At 62.0% G+C, this 26264-nt stretch carries 23 protein-coding genes; 15 read left to right on the forward strand and 8 right to left on the reverse strand.

Features of this window, described 5'->3' with window-relative positions; genetic code table 11:
- Positions 1-46 precede the first annotated feature (46 nt).
- Entirely contained in the window at positions 47-937 is an 891-nt protein-coding gene (locus AC2T3R_RS11225) for a universal stress protein (RefSeq protein ID WP_410952636.1), read from the forward strand.
- 1 nt (position 938) lies between these two features.
- Here AC2T3R_RS11225 and AC2T3R_RS11230 read toward each other — a convergent pair whose 3' ends face one another.
- The gene (locus AC2T3R_RS11230) at positions 939-1514 is read right to left on the reverse strand and encodes a phosphoribosyltransferase family protein (RefSeq protein WP_410952635.1); all 576 of its coding nucleotides are present in this window, start codon (positions 1512-1514) and stop codon (positions 939-941) included.
- A 271-nt stretch (positions 1515-1785) separates the two neighbouring features.
- On the opposite strand from AC2T3R_RS11230, the gene AC2T3R_RS11235 reads away from it, so the two are divergent.
- The 3 genes from AC2T3R_RS11235 to AC2T3R_RS11245 are packed head-to-tail and all read left to right on the forward strand — an operon-like array spanning position 1786 to position 5261.
- On the forward strand, positions 1786-2979 hold the full coding sequence (locus AC2T3R_RS11235) for a cation:proton antiporter (protein ID WP_486745108.1): 1194 nt from the start codon (positions 1786-1788) through the stop codon (positions 2977-2979).
- A 39-nt stretch (positions 2980-3018) separates the two neighbouring features.
- The gene (gene potE / locus AC2T3R_RS11240) at positions 3019-4350 is read left to right on the forward strand and encodes a putrescine-ornithine antiporter (RefSeq protein WP_039612910.1); all 1332 of its coding nucleotides are present in this window, start codon (positions 3019-3021) and stop codon (positions 4348-4350) included.
- Entirely contained in the window at positions 4347-5261 is a 915-nt protein-coding gene (locus tag AC2T3R_RS11245) for a transporter substrate-binding domain-containing protein (RefSeq protein ID WP_486745109.1), read from the forward strand. Before potE ends, AC2T3R_RS11245 begins: the two co-directional genes overlap by 4 nt.
- Here the strand turns inward: AC2T3R_RS11245 and AC2T3R_RS11250 are convergent.
- Together AC2T3R_RS11250 and AC2T3R_RS11255 are read right to left on the reverse strand one after the other, a co-directional pair.
- Entirely contained in the window at positions 5258-6367 is a 1110-nt protein-coding gene (locus AC2T3R_RS11250) for a hypothetical protein (RefSeq protein ID WP_367245467.1), read from the reverse strand. The genes AC2T3R_RS11245 and AC2T3R_RS11250 overlap by 4 nt on opposite strands.
- Before the next feature lie 58 nt (positions 6368-6425).
- On the reverse strand, positions 6426-7844 hold the full coding sequence (locus AC2T3R_RS11255) for a DUF2252 domain-containing protein (protein WP_322265667.1): 1419 nt from the start codon (positions 7842-7844) through the stop codon (positions 6426-6428).
- A 616-nt stretch (positions 7845-8460) separates the two neighbouring features.
- On the opposite strand from AC2T3R_RS11255, the gene AC2T3R_RS11260 reads away from it, so the two are divergent.
- The 4 genes from AC2T3R_RS11260 (at position 8461) to AC2T3R_RS11275 (ending at position 13382) form a co-directional block, all read left to right on the forward strand.
- Positions 8461-10500 (forward strand): ATP-binding cassette domain-containing protein, encoded by a 2040-nt coding sequence (locus AC2T3R_RS11260; protein ID WP_486745278.1) that lies wholly within the window; start codon positions 8461-8463, stop codon positions 10498-10500.
- Between the two features lie 14 nt (positions 10501-10514).
- The gene (locus tag AC2T3R_RS11265; RefSeq protein ID WP_486745110.1) at positions 10515-11561 is read left to right on the forward strand and encodes an ABC transporter substrate-binding protein; all 1047 of its coding nucleotides are present in this window, start codon (positions 10515-10517) and stop codon (positions 11559-11561) included.
- On the forward strand, positions 11558-12478 hold the full coding sequence (locus AC2T3R_RS11270) for a homocysteine S-methyltransferase family protein (protein ID WP_486745111.1): 921 nt from the start codon (positions 11558-11560) through the stop codon (positions 12476-12478). Before AC2T3R_RS11265 ends, AC2T3R_RS11270 begins: the two co-directional genes overlap by 4 nt.
- A gap of 127 nt (positions 12479-12605) precedes the next feature.
- A complete protein-coding gene (locus tag AC2T3R_RS11275; RefSeq protein WP_410952630.1) occupies positions 12606-13382 on the forward strand; it encodes an ABC transporter ATP-binding protein in 777 nt (258 codons plus the stop codon).
- An 89-nt stretch (positions 13383-13471) separates the two neighbouring features.
- Here the strand turns inward: AC2T3R_RS11275 and AC2T3R_RS11280 are convergent, their stop codons facing one another.
- The 3 genes from AC2T3R_RS11280 to AC2T3R_RS11290 form a co-directional block, all read right to left on the reverse strand.
- Entirely contained in the window at positions 13472-14710 is a 1239-nt protein-coding gene (locus AC2T3R_RS11280; protein WP_486745112.1) for an SfnB family sulfur acquisition oxidoreductase, read from the reverse strand.
- A 12-nt stretch (positions 14711-14722) separates the two neighbouring features.
- Entirely contained in the window at positions 14723-15334 is a 612-nt protein-coding gene (locus tag AC2T3R_RS11285) for an OmpW/AlkL family protein (RefSeq protein ID WP_410952625.1), read from the reverse strand.
- A gap of 283 nt (positions 15335-15617) precedes the next feature.
- Positions 15618-16856: an acyl-CoA dehydrogenase family protein gene (locus tag AC2T3R_RS11290; RefSeq protein WP_486745113.1), complete on the reverse strand. Its 1239-nt coding sequence runs from the start codon at positions 16854-16856 to the stop codon at positions 15618-15620.
- Between the two features lie 340 nt (positions 16857-17196).
- Here AC2T3R_RS11290 and msuE point away from each other — a divergent pair, with 340 nt between their 5' ends.
- From msuE to AC2T3R_RS11325, 7 genes are all read left to right on the forward strand, one after another.
- Positions 17197-17757, forward strand: a complete 561-nt coding sequence (gene msuE / locus AC2T3R_RS11295; RefSeq protein ID WP_410952624.1) for an FMN reductase — start codon at positions 17197-17199, stop codon at positions 17755-17757.
- Positions 17758-17783: 26 nt separating this feature from the next.
- Positions 17784-18875 carry a dimethylsulfone monooxygenase SfnG gene (sfnG, locus tag AC2T3R_RS11300; protein ID WP_061552144.1) on the forward strand — a complete coding sequence of 364 codons (1092 nt, stop codon included), beginning with the start codon at positions 17784-17786 and terminating at the stop codon, positions 18873-18875.
- A gap of 11 nt (positions 18876-18886) precedes the next feature.
- Positions 18887-20011 (forward strand): AMP-binding protein, encoded by a 1125-nt coding sequence (locus AC2T3R_RS11305; protein WP_486745114.1) that lies wholly within the window; start codon positions 18887-18889, stop codon positions 20009-20011.
- Between the two features lie 9 nt (positions 20012-20020).
- The gene (locus AC2T3R_RS11310) at positions 20021-20803 is read left to right on the forward strand and encodes an ABC transporter ATP-binding protein (RefSeq protein WP_182328789.1); all 783 of its coding nucleotides are present in this window, start codon (positions 20021-20023) and stop codon (positions 20801-20803) included.
- Positions 20804-20823: 20 nt separating this feature from the next.
- Positions 20824-21705 (forward strand): branched-chain amino acid ABC transporter permease, encoded by an 882-nt coding sequence (locus AC2T3R_RS11315; RefSeq protein WP_486745115.1) that lies wholly within the window; start codon positions 20824-20826, stop codon positions 21703-21705.
- Between the two features lie 12 nt (positions 21706-21717).
- Positions 21718-22785: a branched-chain amino acid ABC transporter permease gene (locus AC2T3R_RS11320; protein WP_061552148.1), complete on the forward strand. Its 1068-nt coding sequence runs from the start codon at positions 21718-21720 to the stop codon at positions 22783-22785.
- Positions 22786-22858: 73 nt separating this feature from the next.
- Positions 22859-24184 (forward strand): ABC transporter substrate-binding protein, encoded by a 1326-nt coding sequence (locus AC2T3R_RS11325; protein WP_486745116.1) that lies wholly within the window; start codon positions 22859-22861, stop codon positions 24182-24184.
- 67 nt (positions 24185-24251) lie between these two features.
- Here AC2T3R_RS11325 and AC2T3R_RS11330 read toward each other — a convergent pair whose 3' ends face one another.
- Both AC2T3R_RS11330 and ssuD read right to left on the reverse strand, forming a co-directional pair.
- Positions 24252-25100 (reverse strand): amidohydrolase family protein, encoded by an 849-nt coding sequence (locus AC2T3R_RS11330; RefSeq protein ID WP_486745117.1) that lies wholly within the window; start codon positions 25098-25100, stop codon positions 24252-24254.
- Complete coding sequence (gene ssuD, locus AC2T3R_RS11335; protein WP_410952621.1) at positions 25097-26227, reverse strand: FMNH2-dependent alkanesulfonate monooxygenase; 1131 nt, start codon at positions 26225-26227, stop codon at positions 25097-25099. Before ssuD ends, AC2T3R_RS11330 begins: the two co-directional genes overlap by 4 nt.
- Positions 26228-26264 lie beyond the last annotated feature (37 nt).

Below are 26264 nucleotides of genomic sequence, written 5' to 3' on the forward strand. Positions count from 1 at the left end.
TAATGAAAGCGGTGCGGCACCCTATATTCGCGCCAGGAGGTGGCTGATGAGCCCGTACCGCCGGATTCTTCTGGTCATGACCAAGGTCCAGGCCCATGCCGCGATGCATCGGGCCATGGCATTGGCTCGAGCGTCAGGTGCCTTGTTGCACGTACTGGGCATCCACACCACCACTGAGCCTGGCCTGCCCGAGCCAGGGCAGCAAGCTTCACAACCTTCAGCCGCGTTCGCGCACTTCAGTGCCGGGCTCAAGGCATTGCTCGACGAGCAGGCGCCCGCAGGGTTGCACACCACCTTCGAAGCGCTGGAAAGCTCCATGGCGCGTGACCTCGTACCGGCGTGTATTGCACGCTTTGCGCCTGACTTGGTGATCAAGGGGCTACCCGCCAGTCCGGTACCTGGCCTGAACGACAAATCCTCGGTTGACCATGTGTTGCTGCATACCAGTAAGGTGCCATTGCTGCTCGTGCCTGCCGAGGCCAGCGCCATGCCCGCGAACATACTGGTGGCCGTGGATGTGGCCAAGGCGGACCTTGCGCAGCAAGCGCTGAACCATGCACTGGTGGAGGCAGGCCGGCAACTGGCGAGCCCATGCAACGGCCAGGTCCATCTGCTGTCGGTTTACGATCTGCCGTTGGCCATGCTGGCCAATCCCGACCTGGCAGCGCCATGGGCGGAGCAAGTGCGCGAGTCACTCCAGCTACCATTCGATGAACTGGCCGATATCCATGGCATTCCCTATACGCAGCGCTACTTTATCGAAGGTGCGCCGCTGCGCGTCATTCAGTCTCTCGTCCCCACGCTGAAGATCGATGTGGTGGTGGTCGGCGTGGTGCAGCCCAGACGTTGGGCCAAGCTGATCGGCGATACTACCGAACGGCTCGTCAATGACGCCCCGTGCAGCGTTCTGGCAGTCAGGCCCCCGTCAGCCGATTGATTCAGGCGGTATCGCCGGCTCGGCCGTGGCGAATCACTTCCACGCTGAAATCCGCTTCGAAAGGCGGCACATGACATTCGACAATGTCCTGCTTGGCGACTTGCAGGTGTATGCCCACGATGTGTGCATGCACGGGTTGGCGGCAGGCGTGACGGTCAACGAGCACCGCGCTGAGTACCCGTCGCGCCCCAAGCTCAGCCAGGTAAGCGCAGGTGCGCAGCAGGGAGTGCCCTTCGTACAGCACGTCATCGACCACCAGCAAGGTGGTTTCGGCCAGATTCAGGTTGGCCAGCTCAGGGTTCTCGGTGAGCTGCGTATGGGCATGCAGGAGGCTGAGGTCGTCGGCGTAGCGCTTGACCTTGATCGGGTAGAGCGGCAGTGGCGCGGCACTTCCGGTCAGTTGCTGCAAGTGCAGTTGCAGGCGCCGCGCCAAAGGCTCACCTCGGCGTTGAATTCCCACCAGTACCAGGGGCTGCGCAGGCATCAGCGCCAGGGCCTGATACGCCATTGTACGCAGCACGCTATCGAGATCTTGTTCGTCATACAGGCGAACGCGTGAGGGAGCGGGGCGGTTCATGATTCTTGTCCGTAGCCGGCCAATGGTCATTGGCAAATTAAGCTGCCACCGCCAATTGGACTTGATAAAAGCCAAGCACAGGTCAGTTCCATGACAATGCTTGCGGTCGATGTCGAGGGCATTGGGGCTGGCACCGCCCGATGCGCAGCGGTCTTGCAGGTTAATTACTTCAACTGTTGACCTAAGATAACTTCTGCCGCCTTTGGGATCGCCGCGCCACGGACGCAGTGGTAGCGTTTTTATACAGTCGTGTCGATCCCGGTGGGTTGTCATGTATCAGAATCTGGCTGTCCTGGCTGCCTTGCTGGTGCTTTACGCCAACCTGGCCGGCGCGCTCGAATCCAGGCCCGTCAACGGGCCCCTGTTGTTCCTGCTGGCGGGCCTGGTGGCCGGCCCGGCCGGGCTCGGGTTACTGAACCTTTCCCTGGACCGCCATGATCTTCGGCTACTGGCCGAGCTTACCCTGGCGATCGTGTTGTTCAGCGATGCTGCCCATGCTGATCTGGCTCAGTTACGCCGCAACCGGAGCCTGCCGCTGCGCCTGCTGGCGATCGGCTTGCCGCTGACCCTGGTCGCCGGTTGGCTAGCTGCGTGGCTGATGTTTCCACGCATGCCCTGGCTGGAAATGGCCCTGTTGTCGACAATCCTGGCCCCCACCGATGCCGCCCTTGGCAAGGCAGTGGTGACCAACCCCCTCGTGCCAGCCAACGTGCGTGAAAGCCTGAATGTCGAAAGCGGATTGAACGATGGCATATGCGTGCCGGTGCTGCTCTTGTTGCTGGCATTGTTGATGGAGAGCCGCTCGACGATGCCCTTTGCCCTGGGGGGATACTTCTTGTTTGAGGAGTTGGGTATCGGCGCACTGACGGGGGCTGTGCTGGCGCTGGTGGTGGGAGGGTTGTTGCGTCTTTCGCAGCGCCGCTGCCTGCAGGTGGAGTCATGGCAACAACTGGTAATGCCCGCCCTGGCGTTGCTGAGTTTCGCCAGTGCCCAGGCAATGGGCGGAAGCGGTTTCATCGCGGCATTCTGCGCAGGATTGCTCACGGGGTACCTGTTCAATCGGGAAACGCAACTGCTGCTCAAGACCGGCGAATCCTGCGGTGAAGCGCTTTCGCTGCTGACCTGGGTGGTGTTCGGTGCCTACGTTGCGCCCAAGGCCTCGCAAATCCTGTCGCCCTCGGTATGGTTCTACGCGCTGCTGAGCCTGTCGCTGGTGCGTATGGTGCCTGTCTGGGTCAGCCTTGCCGGGAGCGAACTGACTGCCGATAGCCGTCTGTTCATTGGCTGGTTCGGGCCGCGTGGTCTAGCGTCTATCGTTTTCGCTGTGCTGGTACTCGATGCACGGTTGCAAGAGGGCAGCACGATCATCGCCACGACTATCGCTTGCGTCGTGCTCAGCGTGGTATTGCACGGCATAAGCGCTGCACCTGGGGTCCGTCGGTTGGGACGCAGCGTTGGAAAGTGACGATCGGTTCTTCGACAGGCTTTCGCGGAGGTTGCCGCCATGCGTGAAAAAGCAAAGAAAATGGGCCTTGTCGGACTGACGACACTGGTCACGGTAAACATGATGGGGTCCGGCATCATCATGCTGCCGGCGAGCATGGCGCAGATCGGCGCTGTCTCGCTGTTGTCCTGGGTGATCACGGCCATAGGCTCGATGGCTATCGCCTACTGTTTCGCGCAATGCGGCATCTACTGCACGCAATCGGGTGGCATGTCTGCCTACAGTGAACAAGCCCATGGCAAGTCTGCTTTCTTTCTGTGCTCCTACCTTTACTTTCTGTCACTGATGATTGGCAACGTGGCCATCGCCATTTCCGCCGTGGGCTACCTCACGCCTTTCATTCCCTGGCTTGGCAGTGGCGGCGGGCCGCTACTGGCAGGAGCGGTGACGTTGATCTGGTTTACCACCTTGTCCAACCTGGGTGGCGCCGAGGTTACCGGTCGTATTGGCGCGGTCAGCGTATGGGGTGTCATCGTCCCGGTTGCCGGCTTGAGCTTGATCGGCTGGTACTGGTTCAGCCTCGCAACCTTCCAGGACGCCTGGAACCCAGGTCAAATGCCGGTGGCTCAGGCCATAACCAACAGCATTCCACTGACCTTGTGGGCGTTTCTGGGTATGGAATCAGCTGCGCAGAACTCCGACGCGGTGGAAAATCCGAAGCGCAATGTGCCTCTGGCTTGCTTGCTCGGCACCCTTGGCGCGGCGGTGATCTATATCCTCTCGACCAGTGTCATCCAGGGCATCGTGCCGAATCCGGAGCTTGCCAACGCCAGCGCGCCCTTCGCCATGGTCTATGCACAGATGTTCAACGACTCCGTCGGCAACGTGATCATGGCATTGGCGGTGATCGCTTGCGTCGGTTCGTTGCTTGGCTGGCAGTTCACCTTGGCTGAAACCGCCAGGGTCACCGCCGGGCAGGGGCTTTTCCCAACGCTGTTTACACGCACCACGGCCCGTGGCGTGCCACTGGCGGGCATGCTGACCTGCGCGGTGCTGCAGAGCCTCATTGCCCTGTCGACGCTCTCGCCCAATGCCAGCGCCCAGTTCAGCAAACTGGTGAACCTGGCTGCCGTGACCAACATCATCCCCTACATCACCTCGCTGACCGGGCTGTTGGTGATCATGTACAAGGCCCAGGTACAGGCAGCCATTTTTCGCCGTAACAGCGCAATCATGGTGGTCGCGGTTTGCTATTGCTTCTACGCACTGTACGCCTCGGGCCTGGAAGCCGTATTCGGTGCGGCACTGATCATGGCGCTGGGTTACCTGCTGTTCGGCTTCATTGCCAAACGTTTCGTCAAGGCGCTGGACATGATCGGAGGTGCGCCATGAAGCGCGGATCGAAAGTGACCGGTTGGTGTCTTGTCAGTTTGCTGTCGTGCGCGTCAGCGGACAGCACCGTCGCCGCTGCCGACACGTTGGGCCGGTTACGCCAGGAGCAGGTGCTGAACCTCGGATTCATGGAGGGGTTCGCACCCTTCTCATCAGGCAGCGATCAGGCTCCGGAGGGGTATTCCATCGACCTTTGCCAAGCAGTCGTTGCACGTATTCGGGAATTGCCAGGGCTCGCTGGCTTGCAGGTGCGCTGGCACTCACTGGCAGAGCCAGAGGCTGTTCGGGCCGTGGGCAACGGGCAGGTCGACCTGCTGTGTACACCTATTGTGGAAACCAAAACCAGACGAGGCACCTTGGATTTTTCCATTCCGGTGTTTACCTCCGGCCTCGCGGCTTTGGTCAGGCGCGATGCAGCTGCCAGCTTGCTCAGCCCCCTCAGCGGTAGCACGGACAATACCGGCCCGCGCTGGCGCGCGACGATCAATGCAGGGCTGAGTAAGCACAGTTTCGCCGTATTGCGTGGCACCTTGAGCAGCCGCTGGGCCCATGAGCGGATTCGCCAGCTTGGCTTGCAATCCACGCTCGAGGAAGTGTCGACGTACGAGGAGGGGGTGCAACGGGTGGCCGACCGCAAGGTCGATGCGTTCCTCGGAGACAGGGTGGTCCTGCTGGCCCACCAGGCCCGGCAAGCCGAACGCGACCAGCTGTGGGTTCCGGATCACCTGTTCGTCATGAGCCGGGTGGCGTTGTCGATGCCAAGGGGAGATGTAGATTTTCGCTTGTTGGTGGATACCGCCTTGAGTCAGGCCCTTTCGGGGCCGCAAGGTGAGGCGCTGTTCGTTCGCTACCTAGGTCCACAGTCCGCACAGGACCGATTGCTGCAAAGCCTGTATCCGCTGCCGGACTAGTTGGCGGGGATGGTGATGACTGGTGTTTCCGGCGCGACGCCGGTTTCGGCAAGGGACAAGAGCACAAGGATGAACAGAAACTCGGACTTGGACCTCAGGTCGCGATCGTCTATCCAGAACCAGTGATCGCGATAGCGCACGGCCGCATAGGCATTATCTGGCTTGTGCTCGCTTGAGAAGATACGCACCAGTGGCGCGTCCCACTCGCTGGAAACCACAGGAAGGGCGGGCGCGGGGTTTGCCCGCCCTTCTTGCACATGGATGGGCGGGGCGTCGATGGTGGCGGCAATTTCCGAGAAGATCTCCGACATCGAGCGCGTCAGCAAGGCCACTTCGGAATCGTTCCGCTGCACCGAGCCGAAAGTGAGGTGCAGTACCTCCGCATCGGGTCGAAGGTGCAGCGACTGACGCACCAGCTGGCGGTCTTTTTCGACGATCTCCGACCTGGTGTCGGCAATCAGCAGCAGCTCACTGTCAGCCCCAGCACGTTGACTGATCCGCATACCCAGCTTTTCCGAACGCTGAATCCGCCGAAGTGCATCCAGCACCGCATAGAACTCGGGGTCTGCTGAACGTAGCCGAGACGGGGAGGTAGACCTGTTGTACAAGCCGTTTGCAGCACGCGTGGTCAGGTGCAGCACGCGATCGACCGGATAGCCCGCCTGAATCAGCGAGAATATCGCCGCTGGCGAAAGCGGCGTGAGCAGATAGCGGGAAAAGCGTTCACCGGATAGCGGTGTGTAGCTGATGGTAGGGCGATCCGTATAAAGGCCGGAAGCACCCAATGTCTGGCTGTTACCCTCGGCTGGTGAACCACTGAACCAACTTGCGGAAAGGTTTACCTGGCTTTGGATGGCCGTGGAACTGATCACCGATGACACCTCCAGATACACAGGGGCATCGGCGTAGCGCAACTTGACGATGTTCAACAGGGTCTGTTCTTTCCAGGTCGTGGCTATGACGGTCGCGTAATCGCTTCTATCGCGCTCGATAGTAGAGGGGCCGAGCGTGGAACAGGCGGTCAGCATCAGTGTGGCCGCGACGAGAGCGGTTCTGTTGAAACGGAGGGAGCTTGAATCCGCAGTGGAAACACGATTTTCATTCATCTTCTTGAATCCAGATAAATGCAGTTGGGTCACTCCCGGGCATAGGCCATGGCAGTGCTCAATCGTCTTCCTCGCGAAACGCTTTTATCCTGCCTTTTTTCTCGGCGTTGACCAGCGCCGCGTAGTCCCTGGCATTCTGCTCGGCATAAGCCAGGGCAAACTTGCCAAGGGCCTGATCGAAGGCGTCCGACTTGCCGAGATATCCGCTGATCAGTGCTGCGTCCCCTGACTTGGCATGCGCCCGCGCCAATGTCATGCCGCACACCTGCGCATACATGTTCATCTGCTCGAAAGACGCACCTTCCACCGGCAATGACATCTTCATATCGCGCAGTTGTCTGACGAAAAACTGCCGGCCCTTGCTGCTTTCGGTCCAGCCCAGAAAAATGTCGCTGGCGGACTGCGAAAGGCGCTGGCCGGTAACCACGCGCTGACCTTGATTGGCAAATTCGCTCTTGCCGGCATAGGGCGCCAGCACTGATGGGCAGGCTTCCTTGAATTGCAGCAGTAGCGGATGGTTTTCGGCCGAAAAGAACAAGCCAACGAAGCAGAACGTGCCCACGCTGCCGATGCCTACGGCTTTTACTGCAAAGTCCTCGAGGCGATAACGGTCGTAGAGAAATCTGCGCTCGGGTAGCAATGAACTGCGGTAATCCTCAAGAGCCAGCTTCACGCGCTTGGCAAAACCGGCTTCATGGATATGGAACAGGATTGGCGGCTGGTCGACCAAGCGCCGCCTACCGCCCACTTCATCACTGATCTGGGGATACAGGTAGTCCCCAATGCGCGTTCTGGCCCTGGCTATCAACTCTTGCCGCGCTTTGCGGTATTTCATGCTGGGTGCCATGTCGATGATCGCTTGAGCGTCCAAGCGGTCGTACCAGACGTCAAGCGGACTCATCTCCGACAATTCACGCATGCGTTTGCGGTAGGCCTGCACGCAGGCCATGGCCAGCTGTCCTGCCTCCTTATCGTTCAGCCGATTGTCCTGGGCGGCGACGGCAAAACTGACCGCCAACCGTTTGATGTCCCATTCCCAAGGTGCAGGAAGCGTCTCGTCGAAGTCGTTGATATCGAAGATCAGGTTGCGTTCAGGGGTGGCGAACAAGCCAAAGTTGAGCAGGTGGCAATCGCCGCACGCCTGGACGCGTATGCCGGTGCAAGGCAGTGTGGCGAGGTCGCGTGCCATCAGGCCGGCCGAGCCGCGCAAGAAGGTGAATGGACTGCGCAGCATTCGCCCGTAACGCACAGGCACCAGTGCCGGATGTCGGTCACGGTTGGACAGTTCGAGCAAACCGACAGGATCACGCTGCCTGGGCTTGCATTTCCACGTTGCATGAGCCGCCCGCGGCACGACATCTCGTAGACGTTTGCCGGCCTCCAGTCTCTCCTTGAGCGAGTGAAAATTCTTATCTTCACGGATGTCGTCTATTACCCTGGACAACCGTTTGGTTGAACGCTTCTTGAACTCAGCCATGTCGGCACCTTGGATGAGCAAAGGGTGGGCCCGACCGACAACGGAACTCGTCTGTGATGAATCACTGATGCGGCGTCGAATATTCCCGGACAGCTTCTGAAAAGCGTAGCAGTAATTCACTTATCCCAAAGACACGATGGGCTGGCTCAGACTCGGATTTCGACCGTGCTGGCCCAGCATTCAAACAAGCGTTGTATCAACCCCCAGAAATGCCCTCGATTTCCCCAGCAGGATGCAGGATCGAGAATGGCGATTGCTGACAGCTATCGTAGTGGGGAACTCCGCACCGCAAGTTCACATAGCAGGCCTTCGAGAATCGTTGGTACTCAGTAGCCTGGATACAAAACTGATGAATAGCAGTTTCACCAACCTTTCTTGTTAGGCGGGTTACGCCATCTTACTGTTGCTCACACAGCAGCGGTGCTACAGCGATGTTGCATCAGCATCATGTCGTCCAATGTAAAAAAGCTGGCAACCCCCAGAATACGTGGGTTCTGGTCGGTTGGCATGAAGACTGCTCTCGCTCCCTGGAATCTCATCAATCCCAGGTGCCGACGTGAGTGAAGTATACCCACCGATTACCAATGACCTAGTTGAAGCCGCCCCACGAGACGTGGTGGATGGTAGAAGCGTGTCCTTCGGTTCTGCAGAGACCACCGATATCGCTCTGGAGTTTCGCGCAGTGACCAAGCGCTACGAGGGGGGCCGGAGAGCGGCAAGGAACGCTGTAGAACAAGTGAGCCTTGCTGTGCGTCGTGGCGAGGTGCTCTGCCTGATGGGCACCTCAGGGAGCGGCAAGTCGACCCTGCTGCGTCATGTCAACCGGTTAATAGAACCAAGCAGCGGCGATGTGCTTGTCGATGGCGAGGTGCTGGGTGATTTGACATTGACTGCGCTGCGTCAGTTGCGTTCGCAGCGCGTTGGCATGGTGTTCCAGCACTTTGGACTATTGCCACATCGCAGCGTGCTTGACAACGTCGCCTTACCCTTGGAACTACGAGGTGAGCCGGAAAGTGCGCGGCGTGCTTCTGCACAACTGCAGCTAAAGGCGGTGGGGCTGGGGGACTGGGCCGAGCACTTTCCCCATGAGTTGTCCGGCGGCATGCAGCAACGCGTCGGGCTGGCCCGGGCGCTGGTTACCGAGCCGCGCATTCTGCTGATGGATGAGCCCTTCAGTGCGTTGGATCCGACCATTCGCCGCGATTTACAGGGACGCTTCCTGCAACTGGTACGTCAGCGCGGCATCACGACCTTGCTGGTGACCCACGATCCGGGAGAGGCGCTGCGCCTGGCTGACCGCATCGCCGTACTACGTGATGGCCAGTTGGTACAGGTCGGCACGCCTGATGAGTTACTCGAACACCCGCTGGATGAAGGGGTGGCGGACTTCTTCGACGAACGGCCGCATATCAGTCCAGCCGTGTCGTCAACTGGATACGAGACAAATAACGTCTCGCCGTTTCTAGCCCACGAAGAGCCGGTGGCGGTCAACTGGTTTCGCCAGGGACTGTTGGGGCCGGCGGCCCTGGCGGTAGCCGGACGAAATGGCCTGTTCTGGCTTGCGCTACTGGTCGAGCTTATCGCCTTGGCTGGGCTCGCCAGCGCTTGGCGAGAGGGGGGGAGGTGGACGCTGGCCGGCGCATTTGCAGCGCTGCTCGTCAACCACATGGCCAGTGCCTGGCTGAGCCTGCGTAGTCACTGCCGCGATTCCCATGGAGTAACGTTGCCCTTGGCGCTTTTGCTATTGAGCCAGGCGCTGACTCTTTGGCGGGGGCTGACGCCGGATGCGGCGGGCGCACTACTGCACTTTCCCGCAGACCGCGACAGCATGCTAGCGGTCGCTGGCGCGATTGACCGGATTATCGGCTGGTCACAACAGGCCTTCGAGAGCGTCTTCATCGGGGTGATAGTCGCGGTGCGTACCGTTGTCGAAGGTGTGGAGGGCGCATTGGGCTGGATTCCCTGGCCTGTTCCTGCGGCAGCTTTGATCTACCTGGCTTGGCGCTCTGCCGGTGCGGCCCTGGCACTGACCAGTGCGTTGGCCTTGGGCTACATCGGACTGTTCGGCTTCTGGGAGCGAACGGTTTCCACCATAGCCCTGGTTGGCTCGTCGGTGCTGTTGTCACTGTTGATCGGCATCCCGGCGGGCATTCTGTTGGCCAAGAAGTCACTCGCGCGGCGCTTGATCACGCCGCTGCTGGACGTCATGCAGACATTGCCGACCTTTGTCTATCTGATTCCAGCGGTGGCCTTTTTTTCCGTTGGCAAGACGCCGGCAGTGATAGCTACGGTGATATTCGCCCTCGCACCAATGATTCGCCTAACGGCACTGGGCATCAGGGAGGTACCCAGGGAGGCCGTAGAGGCCGCGATTGCTCATGGCGCGACGCCCTGGCAGACGCTTACCCGAGTCGAGTTACCGTTGGCCTCTGGCTCGCTGTTGCTGGGAGTCAACCAAACCATCGTGATGAGCTTGTCAATGGTCGTCGTGGCCGCGCTGATCGGCGCCGGCGGGCTGGGCTACGACGTCATGACCGCCTTGCGCAACATCAAGGGGGGAGAGGGCGTCCTTGCCGGTATTGCCATTGTTTTCTGTGCCCTGGTACCCGATCGGATCATCCAGGCATCCCTTCGCAAACGTCATCATTCTACTTAGGAGTAATACCTTCCATGACCAGGTTCCTTTCCCGCGCCCTTGCCGGAGTTTTATTGCTAGGCACGATCGTGCCTATTACGGCAAGCTTCGCCAAGGACAAGATCGTGATCGGCGAGCAGAACTGGACCGGCGCTATCGCCATCCAATACATCCTCGGCGACATCATCTCCAGTCGTCTCGATGGTGATGTCTCCTACCTGGCGGGTGATCTGCCAGTATTGTTCGCAGCCGCCGCCAAGGGCGACGGTTCGGTCGATGTGCTTACCGACATCTGGCTGCCTAACCAATCGGCGGCCTTCGCCAAGTACGTGACTGGGGGCACCCGTTCGCTGATTCCCAACAAACAGCCTTATGTCGGTGTGCAGGGCTTTTACATTCCGGGCTACATTCAGGACAAGTACAACGTGAAGTCGGTGTATGACCTGAAGAAGCCGGAGATCGCCAAGTTGTTCGCCCCGCTGGGTGGGGGCAAGTCCCAATTATTGGTCGGCCCTGCCGGCTGGGAGTCGACCTACATTGGCCAGATCAAAGCCAAGGACTTTGGTTTCGACGGCAACTTCGAGTCGGTCTCCACAGAGGCCTCGGTGACTTACGCCAAGCTTGATGCTGCCTACAAAGCCGAGCGCGGGGTGATTTTCTATGCCTATACGCCAGACTGGATCTTCTCCGCCTATGACCTTCGCCGTCTCGATGAACCGCCGTTCGACGGTTACGCTCAGGACAACAAGAAGGGCGACCCGTTGTACAAGGCTGATGGCTGCTGGAAATTCATCAGTCCAACCGTCGATGCCGACTGGCTGAACAAGAGCCACGTGACCTGTGCTTACCCCGACGCGAAGGTTCACATTCTCGCGTCTTCAGCGTTGCAGAAACGCGCCCCCCGGATCGCCGCTTTCCTGGAAAACGTGAGTATCGATCCGGAAGCCCTCAACGACTTGATCCTGAAGATCGAACGCGAAAAACAGCCAGCGGAAGTTGCTGCCAAAGCCTGGGTCGCCGCCAACGAGGCGACCGTCGATCGCTGGTTGAGTACCGCTGACACCAAGGAGAGCGCTCAATGACTCAGAATGCCTGGACTCTACTCGACGGTGGGATGGGGCGAGAGCTCAAGCGCATCGGTGCGCCGTTCCGGCAGCCGGAATGGTCAGCCCTGGCTCTGCTCGAAGCGCCTGAGTACGTAACCCAAGTGCACCGAGCGTTCATTAAGGCAGGTGCTAAGGTGATCACCACCAACAGCTATGCAGTGGTGCCGTTTCATATTGGCGAGGAGCGTTTTGCCCGCTCGGGTCGAACCTTGGCCAAGCTTTCCGGGCAACTCGCCCGCGGTGCTGCTGACGAGGCGGAAACTTCGGTACAGGTTGCTGGATCTTTGCCGCCTGCGCTGGGGTCGTATCGGCCGGATCTTTTCGATCCGATCCGTGCTCAGGCCATCCATCGTGAACTGATCTGCGGCCTTGCGCCGCATGTGGATTTCTGGCTGGCAGAAACCCAGAGCTCCTTGGCCGAAGCTCGCGCCGTGCATGCCGCGCTGGACGGCGAGCACAAGCCGCTCTGGCTGTCCTTCACGCTGCTTGATCCCGACACCGAAGATACGCCGCCTTTGCTACGCTCGGGTGAAAGCGTGGAGCAGGCTGTTCTTCTGGCTATTGAGCTGGGGGCCAGCGCATTGCTCTTCAATTGCAGCCAACCTGAGAGCATGGCCGCAGCGCTCCATAGTGCCCAACGGGTGCTGAAGGCGCAGGCTCGCGAGTTACCGCTAGGTGTCTATGCCAATGCCTTTCCTCCGGTACGTGAAGACGCCCAGGCCAATGACACGTTGCTTGATATCCGTGCCGATCTTGGGCCGGAGGCCTACCTACAATGGGCGCAGCGGTGGTTAGAAGGCGGGGCAACGATCATTGGTGGTTGCTGTGGCATTGGTCCGGAACATATCGCCCAGATCAATGTTCATCTGCAGACGCATGAGGAAAAGCCGTGAGGTCGACCCTGGTTGTAGGACGGCACTGGCACGATGATGCACCGACAGAATGTGCGAGCCAAAGGAATGGCTCGCCATCTACATGATCATAGATGGGCGCCAAGGGCACTCTAAGAGCAAAGCATCCATGAACCATGCGATTTTTGCACGCACCGTAGGCCAGTTGCTGCTTGCGGTAAACGACATCGAAGTGATCTACGACGGCGCGATTCTTGCCGTGGCCGGAGTTTCACTTGAGGTTGGGCAGGGCGACATCGTCGCGTTGCTTGGTGCCAACGGCTCCGGCAAAAGCACCACGCTGAAAGCGATCTCAGGGCTGGCCCATGCTGACCGCGCGCAAGTTAGCCGTGGCGATATCTGTTTCCAAGGGCAGGACACTGCCGGGGTGGCGGCGCATCTTCTGGCGTGCCGGGGTATCGCCCATGTGCTGGAGGGGCGGCATGTATTCGCTCACCTGACCGTAGAAGAGAACTTGCGCAGCGGCGGCTTTCTGCGCAGCCCGAAGCGGTGCGAGCTGGAGCAGGAGCTGGAGCGCATCTACTCCTGGTTCCCGCGTTTGAAGACCAAACGCAAGGCGCAGGCTGGGCTGACCTCGGGCGGCGAGCAGCAGATGCTCGCCATTGGACGTGCCTTGATGACCAAGCCTCGGTTGGTGCTACTCGATGAGCCTTCGATGGGCCTGGCGCCGATCATCGTCGAGGAGATCTTTGCCATCGTCGCCCAGCTCAACGCCCAAGAAGGTATGAGCTTTCTGGTCGCCGAGCAGAACATCAACGTTGCCCTGCGCCATGCCCGTTACGCCTACATCCTGGAAAACGGCCGGGTGGTGGGTGAGGGCCCTGCCGCCGAGTTGGCGGCGCGGGAGGACATTCAGCATTTCTACCTCGGTGGCAAGGCTGGCTGATTGGCGCCGACACCTTGCCGACCACGCAGTATCCATCCCTGTGGCCAAGAGGTTGCCCTGGCCGCGCCTGAGCGCGGCCAGGGGCGGCTTCAGTTCCAGGGATGGCGCGGCGGCTTGATGCCGTTAAGCAGGTAGTTGCCGATGATGTGGTATTTCCAGCGCACGGGGTCGTGTAGGGTGTGTACCCGGGCATTGCGCCAGTGACGGTCGAGGGCGTATTCCTCCAGGGTCGAGCGAGTGCCGGCCAGCTCGAACAGGCGGTTGCTGGCGAGTATGGCCACCTCGGTGGTCAACACCTTTGCTTCCGCCGTGCGGATGGAGGCCTCGGCCACGCTCTCCTCGCTGGGTTCGCGTAGCGCCTGGTCGATGGCATCCGCCGCCAGGTCCAGCACTGCCTCGGCAGCGCTCAGACGAATCTGCAGATCGCCCAGTTGCTGGAGTATGTAAGGGTCATCGGTGGCCTTCTCCAGCCCCGAGTCAATCCAGGGGCGGGTATGCCGGCGCACGTAGTCCAGGGTGTCGGCCAACGCTCCTCGGGCCAACCCTGCATCGATGGCCGCCTGGATGAACTGCGAGATCGCCCCGCCAGCCGTGGGGCGGTCGAAGGCTTGCCAGATCGGCACTACCTGGCTGGCCGGCACGCGGACCTGCTCGATCAGCACCGTGCCGCTCGCCGTGGTGCGCTGGCCGAAGCTGGACCAGTCATTGATCACCTTGAGCCCTTCGGTTTCCCGTGGCACGACGGCCAGGTGCGGGCGCCCCTGATCGTCCACGCTGACGATGGGAATCCAGTGCGCCAGCAGGGCACCGGTGGAGAAGAATTTCTGCCCGTTGACCAGGTAGTCGTCGCCAGCGTGAGTGATCCGGGTCTGGAAGTCCGCGACGTGCTTGCCATTGCGCTCGGAGAAGGCATTGCCGAAACGTGTGCCGGACAGGGCGAGATCGAAGAAGAAACGCTTCTGCTCCTCGCTGGCGTCGAAACCGAGGTGGGCGAGGATGACGAAGTGGTTCTGCGGCAACTGGCCGAGTGAACCGTCGGCTGCCGAGATGATCTTGAACACCTCGCCGACGGTGCGGTAACTGGCGCCCAGGCCGCCATAGGCTTGGGGCACGATGATGCTCCAGAGGCCGCTTTGCGAGTAGGCCTCCAGCTCCGCCAGGGGCAGGCGGCGTTCGCGATCACGGGCGGCGGCTTCGCGGCGGAAGTCTTGAGCCAGGGCGTGCGCTGCCTCGATGGCTTCGCGCTCGCTGCCAAGACGGTGGGCTGGGATGCTGGATTGGCGCAGCACGATGGTTTCATCACGCTGCTGCAGGTGGTTTTCGCTCATTGATGGGCTCCTTCAGAAACGGTAGGCGAGGTTGAGGCTGTAGATGAAAGGGTCGACGTCGACGCTGCCGACCTTCTGCCCGTCGATCTTCACGCTGCTGTCGATCCGGGCGTAACGCACATCGCCGCCCAGGCTCCACTGCTTGTCGAGGGCAAAGTCGAGGCCGGCCTGGAGCGCGGCGCCCCAAGAGTCGGAGAGTTCAAGTTTGGCGCCGTTGTCCAGGTGCTCGTCGTAGAAGTAGGTGTAATTCAGCCCCACGCCGACGAAGGGGCGCACCTTGGCGCCCGGTGCGAAGTGCCATTGCAGGGATACGATCGGCGGCAGGTGCTTGGTGCTGCCGACCTTGCCGCCGTTGAGCTGGATGTTGTGCTTGAACGGCAAACCGCCCAGGACGTCCAGCGCCAGGTTGGGGGTAAAGAAATAGGCGACGTTGAAACTCGGGCCGGTATCGTTGTCGATGTCGATCTTGCCGGGGGTGATGTTGCCGGGGTGGGAGGTCGGGACGATCTTGCTGATGCCGGCGCGAATCAGCCAGGGGCTCTCGGCAGCGAGTATCGGGGTACTAAGCCCCAGGAGCAGACCGCCGAGCAGAGCAGGGCGGGACCAGGGTGCGGAGAGACGCATGCAAGGCTTCCTTTCGAAGTGTGAGGTCGATGCCGCCTCCGTGCGTTCGGTTGGCGTGGCACAGTCCTCTTTTCATTTTTCGTGCCACGCTATAAGTTGCTGAAATTAAAGGAAATGTGTCTTTTGTGGAGTGTTTGGTGGGAGGCAGATTTCGTAAGTACTGCTGCTGCACGAACAGGTCATCAGGCACGGCCTTTGGCCGTAGTGGCGCACTGAAAAAATACGCCCACCCGCGAGCCAGGCTCGGGGTGGGCGTGATTGCAGCGGGCGTGGAGAGGTGTTTTCAGCGCTGCTTGGCGCCACCGCCGATCTGCCAGACATAGGGCGGTTCGCTGCCATTGACGTGCCAGTCACCGATGATGCGTTCCTTGTAGATCACCGGGTTGTGCGAGGCGGCGGTACGGGCGTTACGCCAGTGGCGGTCAAGTTGCCTGGTGGTACTTGTGCCAGACGCGCCCAGGGTGTTGAACAGGTCGCTGGTGGCGCGCAGCACCAGTTCCACGGCGGCCACCTGGGCCTGGGCCGATTCCAGTTCGGCGGCGATGTTGGCTTGGCGCTTGGCGGTTTCGTCATTGTCGAAGCGCGCCAGGTAAGCCTGCTGCGCGGCCTCGCTGGCGCGCAGGGTGCCGGCCTCGGCGGCATAGATCAGCCCCGAAGCCCTGCCGATAACCTGCAACACCTGTGGATCCTCACTTACTGCTGCACCATTGCCATGGCTGAACACACGCGAACGCTTGCCGGTTTCCTGGCTGAAATCGCGCACAGCTGCTCGGCCTGAGCCGACGATGACGGCGAGCAGCACCAGTTGGTAGAAGGCCGTCTGGTATTTGAAACGGGTGGCGAAGTCTAAGATGTTCTCTTCCTCGACCACCGCGTTCTCGAACACCGAGGTGCCACTGCCGGTGGTGCGCTGGCCGAAGCCATCCCAGTCGTCGCTCTGGGTGATGCCGGGCTGCTGGGTACGGATTGCCGCGATCACGTCGGCGCCGGTGTCGTCGCGGCGGGCGAACAGGTCGATCCAGTCGGAGAAGAGGCTGCCGGTGCTGTAGTACTTGGTACCGTTGACCACCCACTGGTCACCCTGGCGCGAGACACGGGTGATGACGTCGCCAATTTTCACCGCACCTACCTCCGTCCAGGCGCAGCCCACCAGATCGCCTTCGACGAAGCGTTTGAACCAGACGTGCTGCGGTGCGCTGGCATGGGCATTGAGACGATCCTCGACAAAGGCGAAGTGCCCACGCAGCGCCTGCGGCACGTTGGAGTCGGCTTCGGCCAGTTCGATCAGCAGCTGGAACAATTGCGGCAGTGAGGCCCCCGCACCGCCGTGCTCGACGGGTACGCGCACGGCGCCGAAGCCGGCTTCCTTGAGCCAGCGAATGGGCTCGAAGGGCAGACTGCGGGTGCGTTCGCGCTCCACGCTGCCTTCGGCGATACGCGCGAAGACCGGGCGGAAGCGGGCGGCAAGGGATGGGTAGTCGGTGCCGGTAGATAGATGTGGCACATGGGCTTGAGCGGTCATCGCGGTTCTCCTCGATTGGTGCGATTACGGACCGTGGGGCCCTCGCAAACTCTGTGCCTTTCCAAATAAAACCTTTTAAATCAGATGCTTATGTTTTATCGCCGACACTCAGACTGTACCGTTGGCAACAGCCTGTTGAACGGTTGTTGCCAGGCGGTCAGCTGGGCCTTTTGGCGTCATTGTTGCCTGGCGGTCATTCATCCAACAGCTTGCTTGCGCAGGTGCAGCAAGAGCTGTTTGATAAATCGTTCAACCTATTGATTTAAAACATTTTCATGGGGTGGCACGGTTGCTGCTCAAGTACTCCCGAACGTAGCCCATACGGGCAGGAGGGATGTACATGAGCGCAAGCGTCATCAAAGTCGTGGTGGTATCTGGCAGCCTGCGTGCGCCATCACGAACTCATGGGCTGCTACAGGCCCTGGTGGCAAGGTTGCAGGCAAGGTTGCCGAACCTGGACGTGCATTGGGTGCGTATCGCCGCGCTGGCCGACGTATTGTCGGGCTCGCTCGAGCGCGACAGCGCCTCTGCCGCGTTGCAACCGCATCTGCAGGCGATCGAGCAGGCTGATCTGCTGCTTGTCGGCAGCCCGGTCTACCGGGCGTCCTACACCGGCCTGTTCAAGCATCTGTTCGACCTGGTCGACCATCAGTCACTCAAGGGCGTGCCGGTCGTGCTGGCCGCCACCGGTGGTAGCGAGCGCCATGCGCTGATGATCGATCACCAGCTACGCCCACTGTTCGCCTTCTTCCAGGCCCACACCCTGCCGTATGGCCTGTACGCCAGCGTCGAGGCCTTCGACCAGCATCGCCTGGTCGAGCCCGCGCAGTTCGAACGCATTGAGCGGGTAATCGATACCGTCAACACCTTCTTCCAGATCCCGGTCGCCACGGCGGCCTGACTTTCCGTGCTACAGGAGATATCGTCATGAGCCAACCGATCAAATTTGCCTACTGGGTACCCAATGTCAGCGGCGGCCTCGTCGTCAGCAAGATCGAGCAACGTACCCATTGGGACATCGACTACAACCGCAAACTAGCGCAAATCGCCGAACGTTCCGGGTTCGAGTACGCGTTGTCGCAGATCCGCTTCACGGCTGGCTATGGCGCTGACAATCAGCATGAGTCGGTGACTATCAGCCACGCCCTGCTGGCCGCCACCGAAAAGCTCAAGGTGATCGCCGCGATTCTGCCGGGGCCGTGGACGCCGGTACTGGCAGCCAAGCAACTGGCGACCATCGACCAGTTCACCGGTGGTCGTGTCGCCATCAACGTGGTGTCCGGCTGGTTCAAAGGAGAGTTCCGTGCCATCGGCGAGCCCTGGCTGGACCATGACGAGCGCTACCGCCGCTCCGAGGAATTCATCCGTGCCCTCAAGGGTATCTGGACCCAGGACAACTTCAGCTTCCACGGCGACTTCTACCGCTTCCACGACTACAGCCTCAAGCCCAAGCCGCTGCAGCGTCCGCATCCGGAAATCTTCCAGGGCGGCAGCTCGCGAGCCGCGCGTGACATGGCTTCACGGGTATCGGACTGGTATTTCACCAACGGCAACACAGCCGAGGGGATCAAGGCTCAAGTCGAAGATATCCGCAACAAGGCGGCCGCCAACGGCCATTCGGTAAAGATCGGGGTGAACGCTTTCATCATTGCCCGCGACACCGAGGAAGAAGCCCGCGCTGTGCTGGCGGAGATCATCGCCAAAGCCGACCCGGAAGCGGTCAACGGCTTCGGCAGCGAAGTGAAGAATGCTGGCTCGGCCAGCCCCGAAGGCGAGGGCAACTGGGCCAAATCCACCTTCGAGGATCTGGTGCAGTACAACGACGGCTTCAAGACCAACCTGATCGGCACGCCACGGCAAATCGCCGAGCGCATCGTCGAGCTCAAGGCAATTGGCGTTGATCTGATCCTCTCCGGTTTCCTGCACTTTCAGGAAGAGGTCGAGTACTTCGGCAAGCATGTACTGCCGCTGGTGCGCGAACTGGAGCAGGCGAAGGCCGCATCATTGGCCTTGGCCTGAGGCGCCGCACCATGCACGAGGAACTCGCGGACAACCTGCCGGCCAGCCTGCTGGCCCGCGCGCGCCAGCGCGCAGGAGATGTAGCGCTGCGCCACAAGCACCTGGGTTTGTGGCAGCAACGGAGTTGGAGGCAACTGCTGGCCGAGGTCCAGGGGCTGGCCACGAGCCTGCGCGCAGCCGGTTTTGCGGTTGGTGACAGCCTGGTTATCCTCAGCCGTCCACGCCCCGAGGCGTTGCTGGCGAGCCTGGCGGCGCAGTGGCTGGGTGGTGTCGCGGCACTGCTCGACCCGTTGGCCGCAGGCGATGAGCAGGTGACCTTGCTGCGTGAGCTGGGGAGCGCTTTCGTCTTCGCCGAGGGCCAGGAGGAGGTCGAGCGGGTGCGCCAGGCGGGCCTGAGCCCCCGCCTGCTGTTCTACGCCGATGCGCGTGGCCTGTCGGCATCCGGCGTGGATAGCTACGCCAGCCTGGTCGCGCAGCCGCTGCAAGGTGACTTGCCGATCCTGGCCCATGGCGAGCTCCCTGCGTTCAGCTTCCATCGCCTGGAAGCCGGGCAGGCCCAGCAGCATTGGCTCTTGCACGCGCAACTGCTCGATGAAGGGTTGCGCCTGATCGAACAGGAACGCCTGAGTTCGGCCGAGGAAGCCCTTGCGGCGCGTAGCTTCGCCGCCAGCGGGCAGGCGCGCTACCTGCTGGCGCCCTGGCTGCTGGCCGGGTTTCGCCTGAATTTCCCGGAAAGCCTGGCGACCCGTGACAACGACCGCCGGGAGCTGGGCCCAACCCTGGTGCTCGGTACCCACGACAGCTACGGCAGGCTGTTTGGAGTGGCGCAGCAGCGCCTGCCGCTGCCCGGCAGCCTGCTCCGGCGCTGGCTCGATTGGGCCCTGGACGGTCGCGGCGGGGTGCTGCGCAACAGCTTTGGCCATTGGCTGCTGCGCCGGCCGCTGCGCGACGTACTGGGGCTGAGCCGCACTCGAGTGCCGTTGCTGGTCGGTGAGGCCTTGCCAGCTGAGGCCCAAGCGTTCTTCGCCGCCCTTGGCGTTGCACCACGGGCCTGGCCGGAAGCCCCGCTGTGGCAGGCCGCGCAGCGCCTGCGCCCATCCACCGCCTGGCCGCTGGGCCAGGTTCAGCCTGCGTGAGTGCTACCCATGTCGAAACCTCCATTGCTCGAGCTGGAAGGCATCAACCTGTCGTTCCAGGGCGTCAAGGCCATCACCGATATCGGTTTCAGCGTCGCCGAAGGGGAGATCTGCGCGCTGATCGGCCCCAATGGTGCCGGCAAGAGTTCGCTGCTGAACATCATCAATGGTGTCTACCAGGCGCAGCAGGGGCGCATTCGTTTCGCTGGCCAGGAGCGGCGGGCGATGCAGCCGCACGCGGCGGCCCTTGGCGGCATCGCGCGTACCTTCCAGAACATCGCGCTGTTCAAGGGCATGAGCGTGCTCGACAACGTGCTCACCGGGCGCAACCTCAAGCGTCGCAGCTCCTGGCTGGAACAGGCGTTGCGTTTCGGCCGCGCACCCGCCGAAGACGACCGCCAGCGTGCCGCCGCCGAGCGGGTGATTGAGTTCCTGCGCATTCAGCCATGGCGCGACGAGGTCGTCGGTACCTTGCCATACGGCCTGCAGAAGCGCGTCGAGCTGGCCCGTGCGCTGGCCGCCGAGCCACGCCTGTTGCTGCTCGACGAGCCGATGGCCGGCATGAATGCACAGGAGAAGCGCGAGATGAGCCGCTTCATCGTCGAGATCAATCGCGAGTTCGGCACCACCGTGGTGTTGATCGAGCACGACATCGGCGTGGTCATGGATATTTCCCACCACGTGGTGGTGCTCGACTATGGGCGCAAGATCGGCGACGGCACGCCCGATCAGGTTCGCAATGACCCCGACGTTATCGCCGCCTACCTGGGCGTGCGCCCGGCCGCGGCCTAGCCCGAGTACAGGAGCGTTCCATGGAGTTCTTTCTCGAAGTGTTGATTGGTGGCCTGTTGGCCGGGGTGATGTATTCCCTGGTGGCCATCGGTTTCGTGCTGATCTACAAGGCCAGCGGTGTGTTCAATTTCGCCCAAGGGGCGATGGTGTTGTTCGCCGCGCTGACCTTCGTCAGCCTGCTGGAACGCGGTGTGCCGTTCTGGCTGGCATTTCTCCTCACCCTGGCGGCGATGGTGCTGTTGGCCCTGCTGATCGAGCGCGCCGTGCTGCGCCCCTTGGTCGGCCGCTCGCCTATCACCCTGTTCATGGCCACCCTCGGCCTTGCCTACATCATCGAAGGCGCCGCTCAGGCGTTGTGGGGGAGCCAGGTGCATGGCCTTGAGCTGGGCATCAGCGACGAGCCGCTGGAGCTGGGCGGCCTGCTGCTGTCGCAGTTCGACCTGTTCGCCGCCGCCACGGCGGCGACCCTGGTGCTGCTGTTGTCGCTGCTGTTCAACCGTACCCGCATTGGCCTGTCATTGCGTGCGGTGGCGGACGATCCACGTGCGGCCATGGCCATCGGCATCCGCCTGCCCAAAGTGTGGGCAGTGGTATGGGCCGTCGCCGGTTTCGTCGGGCTGGTCGCCGGGCTGCTCTGGGGCGCGCGCCTGGGGGTGCAGTTCTCGCTCTCGATGGTGGTACTCAAGGCTTTGCCGGTGCTGATCATCGGCGGTTTCACCTCGATCGCGGGCGCCATCGTCGGCGGCCTGATCATCGGGGCCTCAGAAAAGCTCGCCGAGGTCTACCTCGGGCCGATCATCGGTGGTGGCCTGGAAAACTGGTTTCCCTATGTGCTGGCCCTGCTGTTCCTGCTGGTGCGTCCGGCCGGGCTGTTCGGCGAGCGCGCCATCGAACGGGTTTGAGGAGAGTCGAGCATGTTGTATCGAGAAGCTGGCCAGTTCAGCCTGCGTTATGCCGATGACCGTCGGTTTTTCCGCCTGCGCCAGGCTCGCCTGGGGCTGGCAGCCTTGCTGGTATTCGCCTTCGTCGGCATGCCACTGTTGGGCAATGACTACTGGTTCAGCGCCATCCTGATTCCTTTTCTGGTGCTATCGCTGGCAGGGCTCGGGTTGAACCTGCTGACCGGCTATGCTGGGCAATTGTCACTGGGTTCGGCAGCCTTCATGGCAGTGGGCGCCTTCGCCGCCTACAACTTCGAGCTGCGCGTGGCAGGCCTGCCACTGCTCGCCAGCCTGCTGCTCGGCGGCCTGGTGGCGGCGCTGGTGGCGATCATCTTCGGCCTGCCGAGCCTGCGCATCAAGGGCTTCTACCTGTTGGTATCGACCCTGGCGGCGCAGTTCTTCGTGCAATGGGCGCTGACGCGTTTCAGCTGGTTCAGCAATGACAGCGCCTCCGGGGTGATCAGCGCACCGCCACTGATGGTGGCCGGCCATGACCTGTCGTCGCCGGCAGGGCGCTACCTGCTGACGCTTGCAGTGGTCAGTGCGCTGTTCTGGCTGGGCGCCAACCTGGCACGCAGCGAGCTGGGGCGCAACTGGATGGCGGTGCGCGACATGGATACCGCTGCTGCGGTGATCGGCATTCCCTTGCTCAAGACCAAGCTGCTGGCGTTCGCCATCAGCGGCTTCTTGCTCGGCATCGCCGGTTCGCTCTGGGCTTTCACCTACCTGGGTACGGTGGAGCCGCATGGCTTCGACCTGAATCGTTCGTTTCAGATCCTGTTCATCATCATCATCGGCGGCCTGGGCAGCATCCTCGGCAACTTCCTCGGCGCCGCCTTCATCGTGCTGTTCCCCATCCTGCTGTCGAACCTGGCTGCGCTGTTGCCGGCCGGGCTGATCGACGCCGGGCAGGTAGAGAACCTGCAGAAGATCGTCTTCGGCACGTTGATCATCGTTTTCCTGATCAAGGAACCGGAGGGCCTGGCGCGCCTCTGGCAACGTTTTCGCGAGCGCGCACGGCGTTGGCCATTGCGCTACTGAGCGAACCCTCGAAGCGGGCGGGCAGCCGCCCGCGCCCCAAACATTGCCCACTGATTTGCAAAGGATAAACACGATGTCGACCCGATCCGTCCTCGGCCGCCTGGCGCTGGCCGTGAGTCTCGCTGCGGGTGCACTCAACGTGCACGCGGCTAACGAACAATACTTTCCTCTGCAGAGCTACCGCGTCGGCCCCTATGCCGCCGGGGGTACCGGCTTCTTTGGCGGCTTCATCGATTACCTCAAGTACGTCAACGCCAACGGCGGCGTGAATGGCGTCAAGCTGACCTGGAGCGAGTGCGAAACCGAATACGTGGTGGAGAAGGGCGTGGAGTGCTATGAGCGCCTCAAGGGTGGCCTCAACGGCGCGCCGGCTGCCGCCACCAACCCGCTGTCGGTGGGCATTGCTTACGCCACCCTGGATCGCTCGACGGCTGACAAGCTGCCGCTGATCACCATCAACCACGGGCGCACCGATTCCACCGATGGCCGCGTGTTTCCCTATGTATTCCCGCTGCAACTGAACCCCTATTCGGAGGTGTCGGCCATCGTCAACTGGATCGCCCAGCAAGCCGGCGGCGAGCAGGGCCTGAAGGGCAAGAAGATCGCCACCTTGTACCATGGCTCGCCCTACGGCAAGGAAACCAACGAGGTGCTGCAGACTCTGGCCGACAAGTACGGTTTCGAGCTTACCCTGCTGGAAGTGCCGCACCCGGGCAACGAACAGCAGTCGCAGTGGCTGAATATTCGCCGGCTCAAGCCGGACTGGGTGATCCTGCGTGGTTGGGGCGTGATGAACCCTGTGGCGCTGAAGACCGCGCAGAAGGTCGGTTTCCCCGCTGATCACATCATCGGCAACATCTGGAGCAACTCGGAAGAGGATGCAGCACCGGCCGGCGCCGCCGCCAAGGGTTTCATCTCCATCACCACGCACCCGTCCGGCACCGGCTTCCCGGTGCTGCAGGGCATCAAGCAGCAGGTGGTGGACAAGGGGCAGGGTGACCTGGCCGATCCCAAGCGCTTCGGCACGGTGTACTACAACCTCGGGGTGGTCAACGGCATCCTCAACGTCGAGGCGCTGCGCCTGGCGCAGGAAAAGTTCGGTCAGCAGCCTCTGACTGGCGAGCAGGTGCGCTGGGGCTTCGAGCACCTCAACCTGGACGACGCACGCCTGCAGGCCCTCGGCGCCCAGGGCCTGGTGCAGCCGCTGAAACTGTCGTGCTCCGACCACGAAGGTGGCGGTGCGGTGCGTTTCCAGCAGTGGGACGGGCAGAAGTGGAACCTTATCAGCGACTGGGTGCAGGCCGACCGCGCGTTGCTGCGGCCGATCATTGAGGCGTCATCGCACACTTACGCCAAGGAGAAGGGCATCACCCCGCGCGATTGCAGCCAGGAAGGCTGATGGAGCAGGGCTGGCCGAGGCGAATGCCTCGGCCAGTTCGTTTCCTCAAGCACTTGTCGTAGAGCGCCTAGCCAAGCTTGAACAAGCGTTGGGCATTACTACTGAAGAACTTCTCCACCACCTCGTCATTGAGCCCCAGGCGCTGGGCGTCCTCGATGCTCTGGCGGATCGGGCGGAACGTGTAGGACGATCCGAACAGCAATTGCTCGGCGAGGAAACCGTTGGCCGCCTGTACGTAGCCCTCGCTGCCGGGCAGGAACAGGTACATATCCGGCACCAGGTGGATGTTCTCGTAGCGGAAGGCCAGGCCGATTGCCTGTTGCACGTTGGGCCAGTAGCCGTGGTAGACCACGATCCTGAGATCAGGAAAGGCGCGGCCTACAGCGGCCAGGCGCGCAGGGTCGTTGTAGCTTGGGGCCGGCGTGGTCGGGCCGCTCATCAGAAACAGCGGGATGCCACGCTTTTGCAGGTGTTCGTAGATCGGCCAGTACAGCGTATCGTCGGGGTGTCGCGCCGGCTCGGCGAAACCGGGTTCCAGGTCGATGCCGGCGAGGCCGAGTACATCGATGGCGCGGTCGATTTCCTTCAGCGCGGCGTCTATTCCCTGCTGGGCCGGCTCCACCGCGCCGATGCCGAGCAGTTCGGCATGGCCATGGACGATGCCGTGGATCGTATCGTTGGGCAGGTGCTGGCTCGGTGTGTGGCGGCCGACCACAACGGCCTTGTGCAGGCCCGCCTCGCGTACTTCGGCCAGGAAGCCTTCGGGCGTCAGCGAGCGCTCGAAGTGATCGTCCGCGCCACGGGTGCCGACGCGGCGATTGAGCCAACGGGCAACGTCATGTTCGGGCGAGCCGGGTACGCCACCGAAGAAGGGGTGCAGGTAGGCTGGGCGACAGCGCAGGTCGATGACCTTCATGCGACTTTCTCCTTGCCGGCACGCACGTCGAACGCACCACCGGTGAAGGCACCTTCGACGGTGACCTTGACCTTGCCGGGTAGCAGCGGGAACACCAGTTCGGCAAAGCGATAGGCTTCTTCCAGGTGGGGGTAACCGGATAGCACGAAACTGTCGACACCAAGGTCGGCGTATTCCAGCAGGCGTGCGGCGACCGTTTCCGCATCGCCCACCAGCGCGGTGCCGGCGCCGCCGCGTACCAGGCCGACACCGGCCCAGAGGTTGGGCGCGACCTCCAGTTTATTGCGCTCGCCACCGTGCAGCGCGGCCATGCGGCGCTGGCCCTCGGAGTCCATCTTGGCGTAGTTGGCCTGGGCGGCGGCGATGGTGGCATCGTCCAGATGACTGATCAGCTCGTCGGCGGCGGCCCAGGCCTTCTCGCTGGTTTCGCGCACGATCACATGCAGGCGCACACCGAAGCGCACCGTGCGCCCGAGCTTGGCGGCGCGAGCGCGCACGTCGGCGATCTTTTCGGCCACGGCGGCGGGTGGCTCGCCCCAGGTCAGGTAGGCATCGACGTGCTTGGCCGCCAGTTCGTGGGCGGCAGCGGAGGAGCCGCCGAAATACAGCGGCGGGTAGGGCTTCTGCACCGATTCGAAGAAGTTCTGCGCGCCGCGCACCTTGAGGTGTGTGCCGTCGAAATCGACCTTCTCGCCCTGCAACAGGCGGCGCCAGATGCTGAGAAATTCGTCAGAGGCGGCGTAGCGCTCGTCGTGGGCGAGGAAGACACCATCGGCCTCCAGCTCGGTGGCGTCGCCGCCTGGCACCACGTTGAGCAGCAGGCGCCCACCGCTGGCTTGATCCAGGCTGGCGGCCTGGCGTGCGGAAGCGGTGGGATTGCCCAGCGAGGTGCGCAGTGCCACCAGCAGCTTGATGCGCTGGGTGACTGGCACCAGGCTGGCAGCGGTGACCCAGGGATCCAGGCAACTCGCACCGGTGGGAATCAGCAAACCGTCATAGCCGAGCTGGTCGGCTGCCACGGCGATCTGCCGCATGTAGGCGTTGGTGGCGGGGCGGCCACTGGCGGAGTGACCGATGTAGCGGGTGTCGCCCGATGTGGGCAAGAACCAGAAGATATCCAGGCTCATGGGAATCAATCCTTGTGCGGTTGGGCGTCTGGAAGGG

This window comes from Pseudomonas sp. PVC-5-1, from assembly GCF_057444345.1.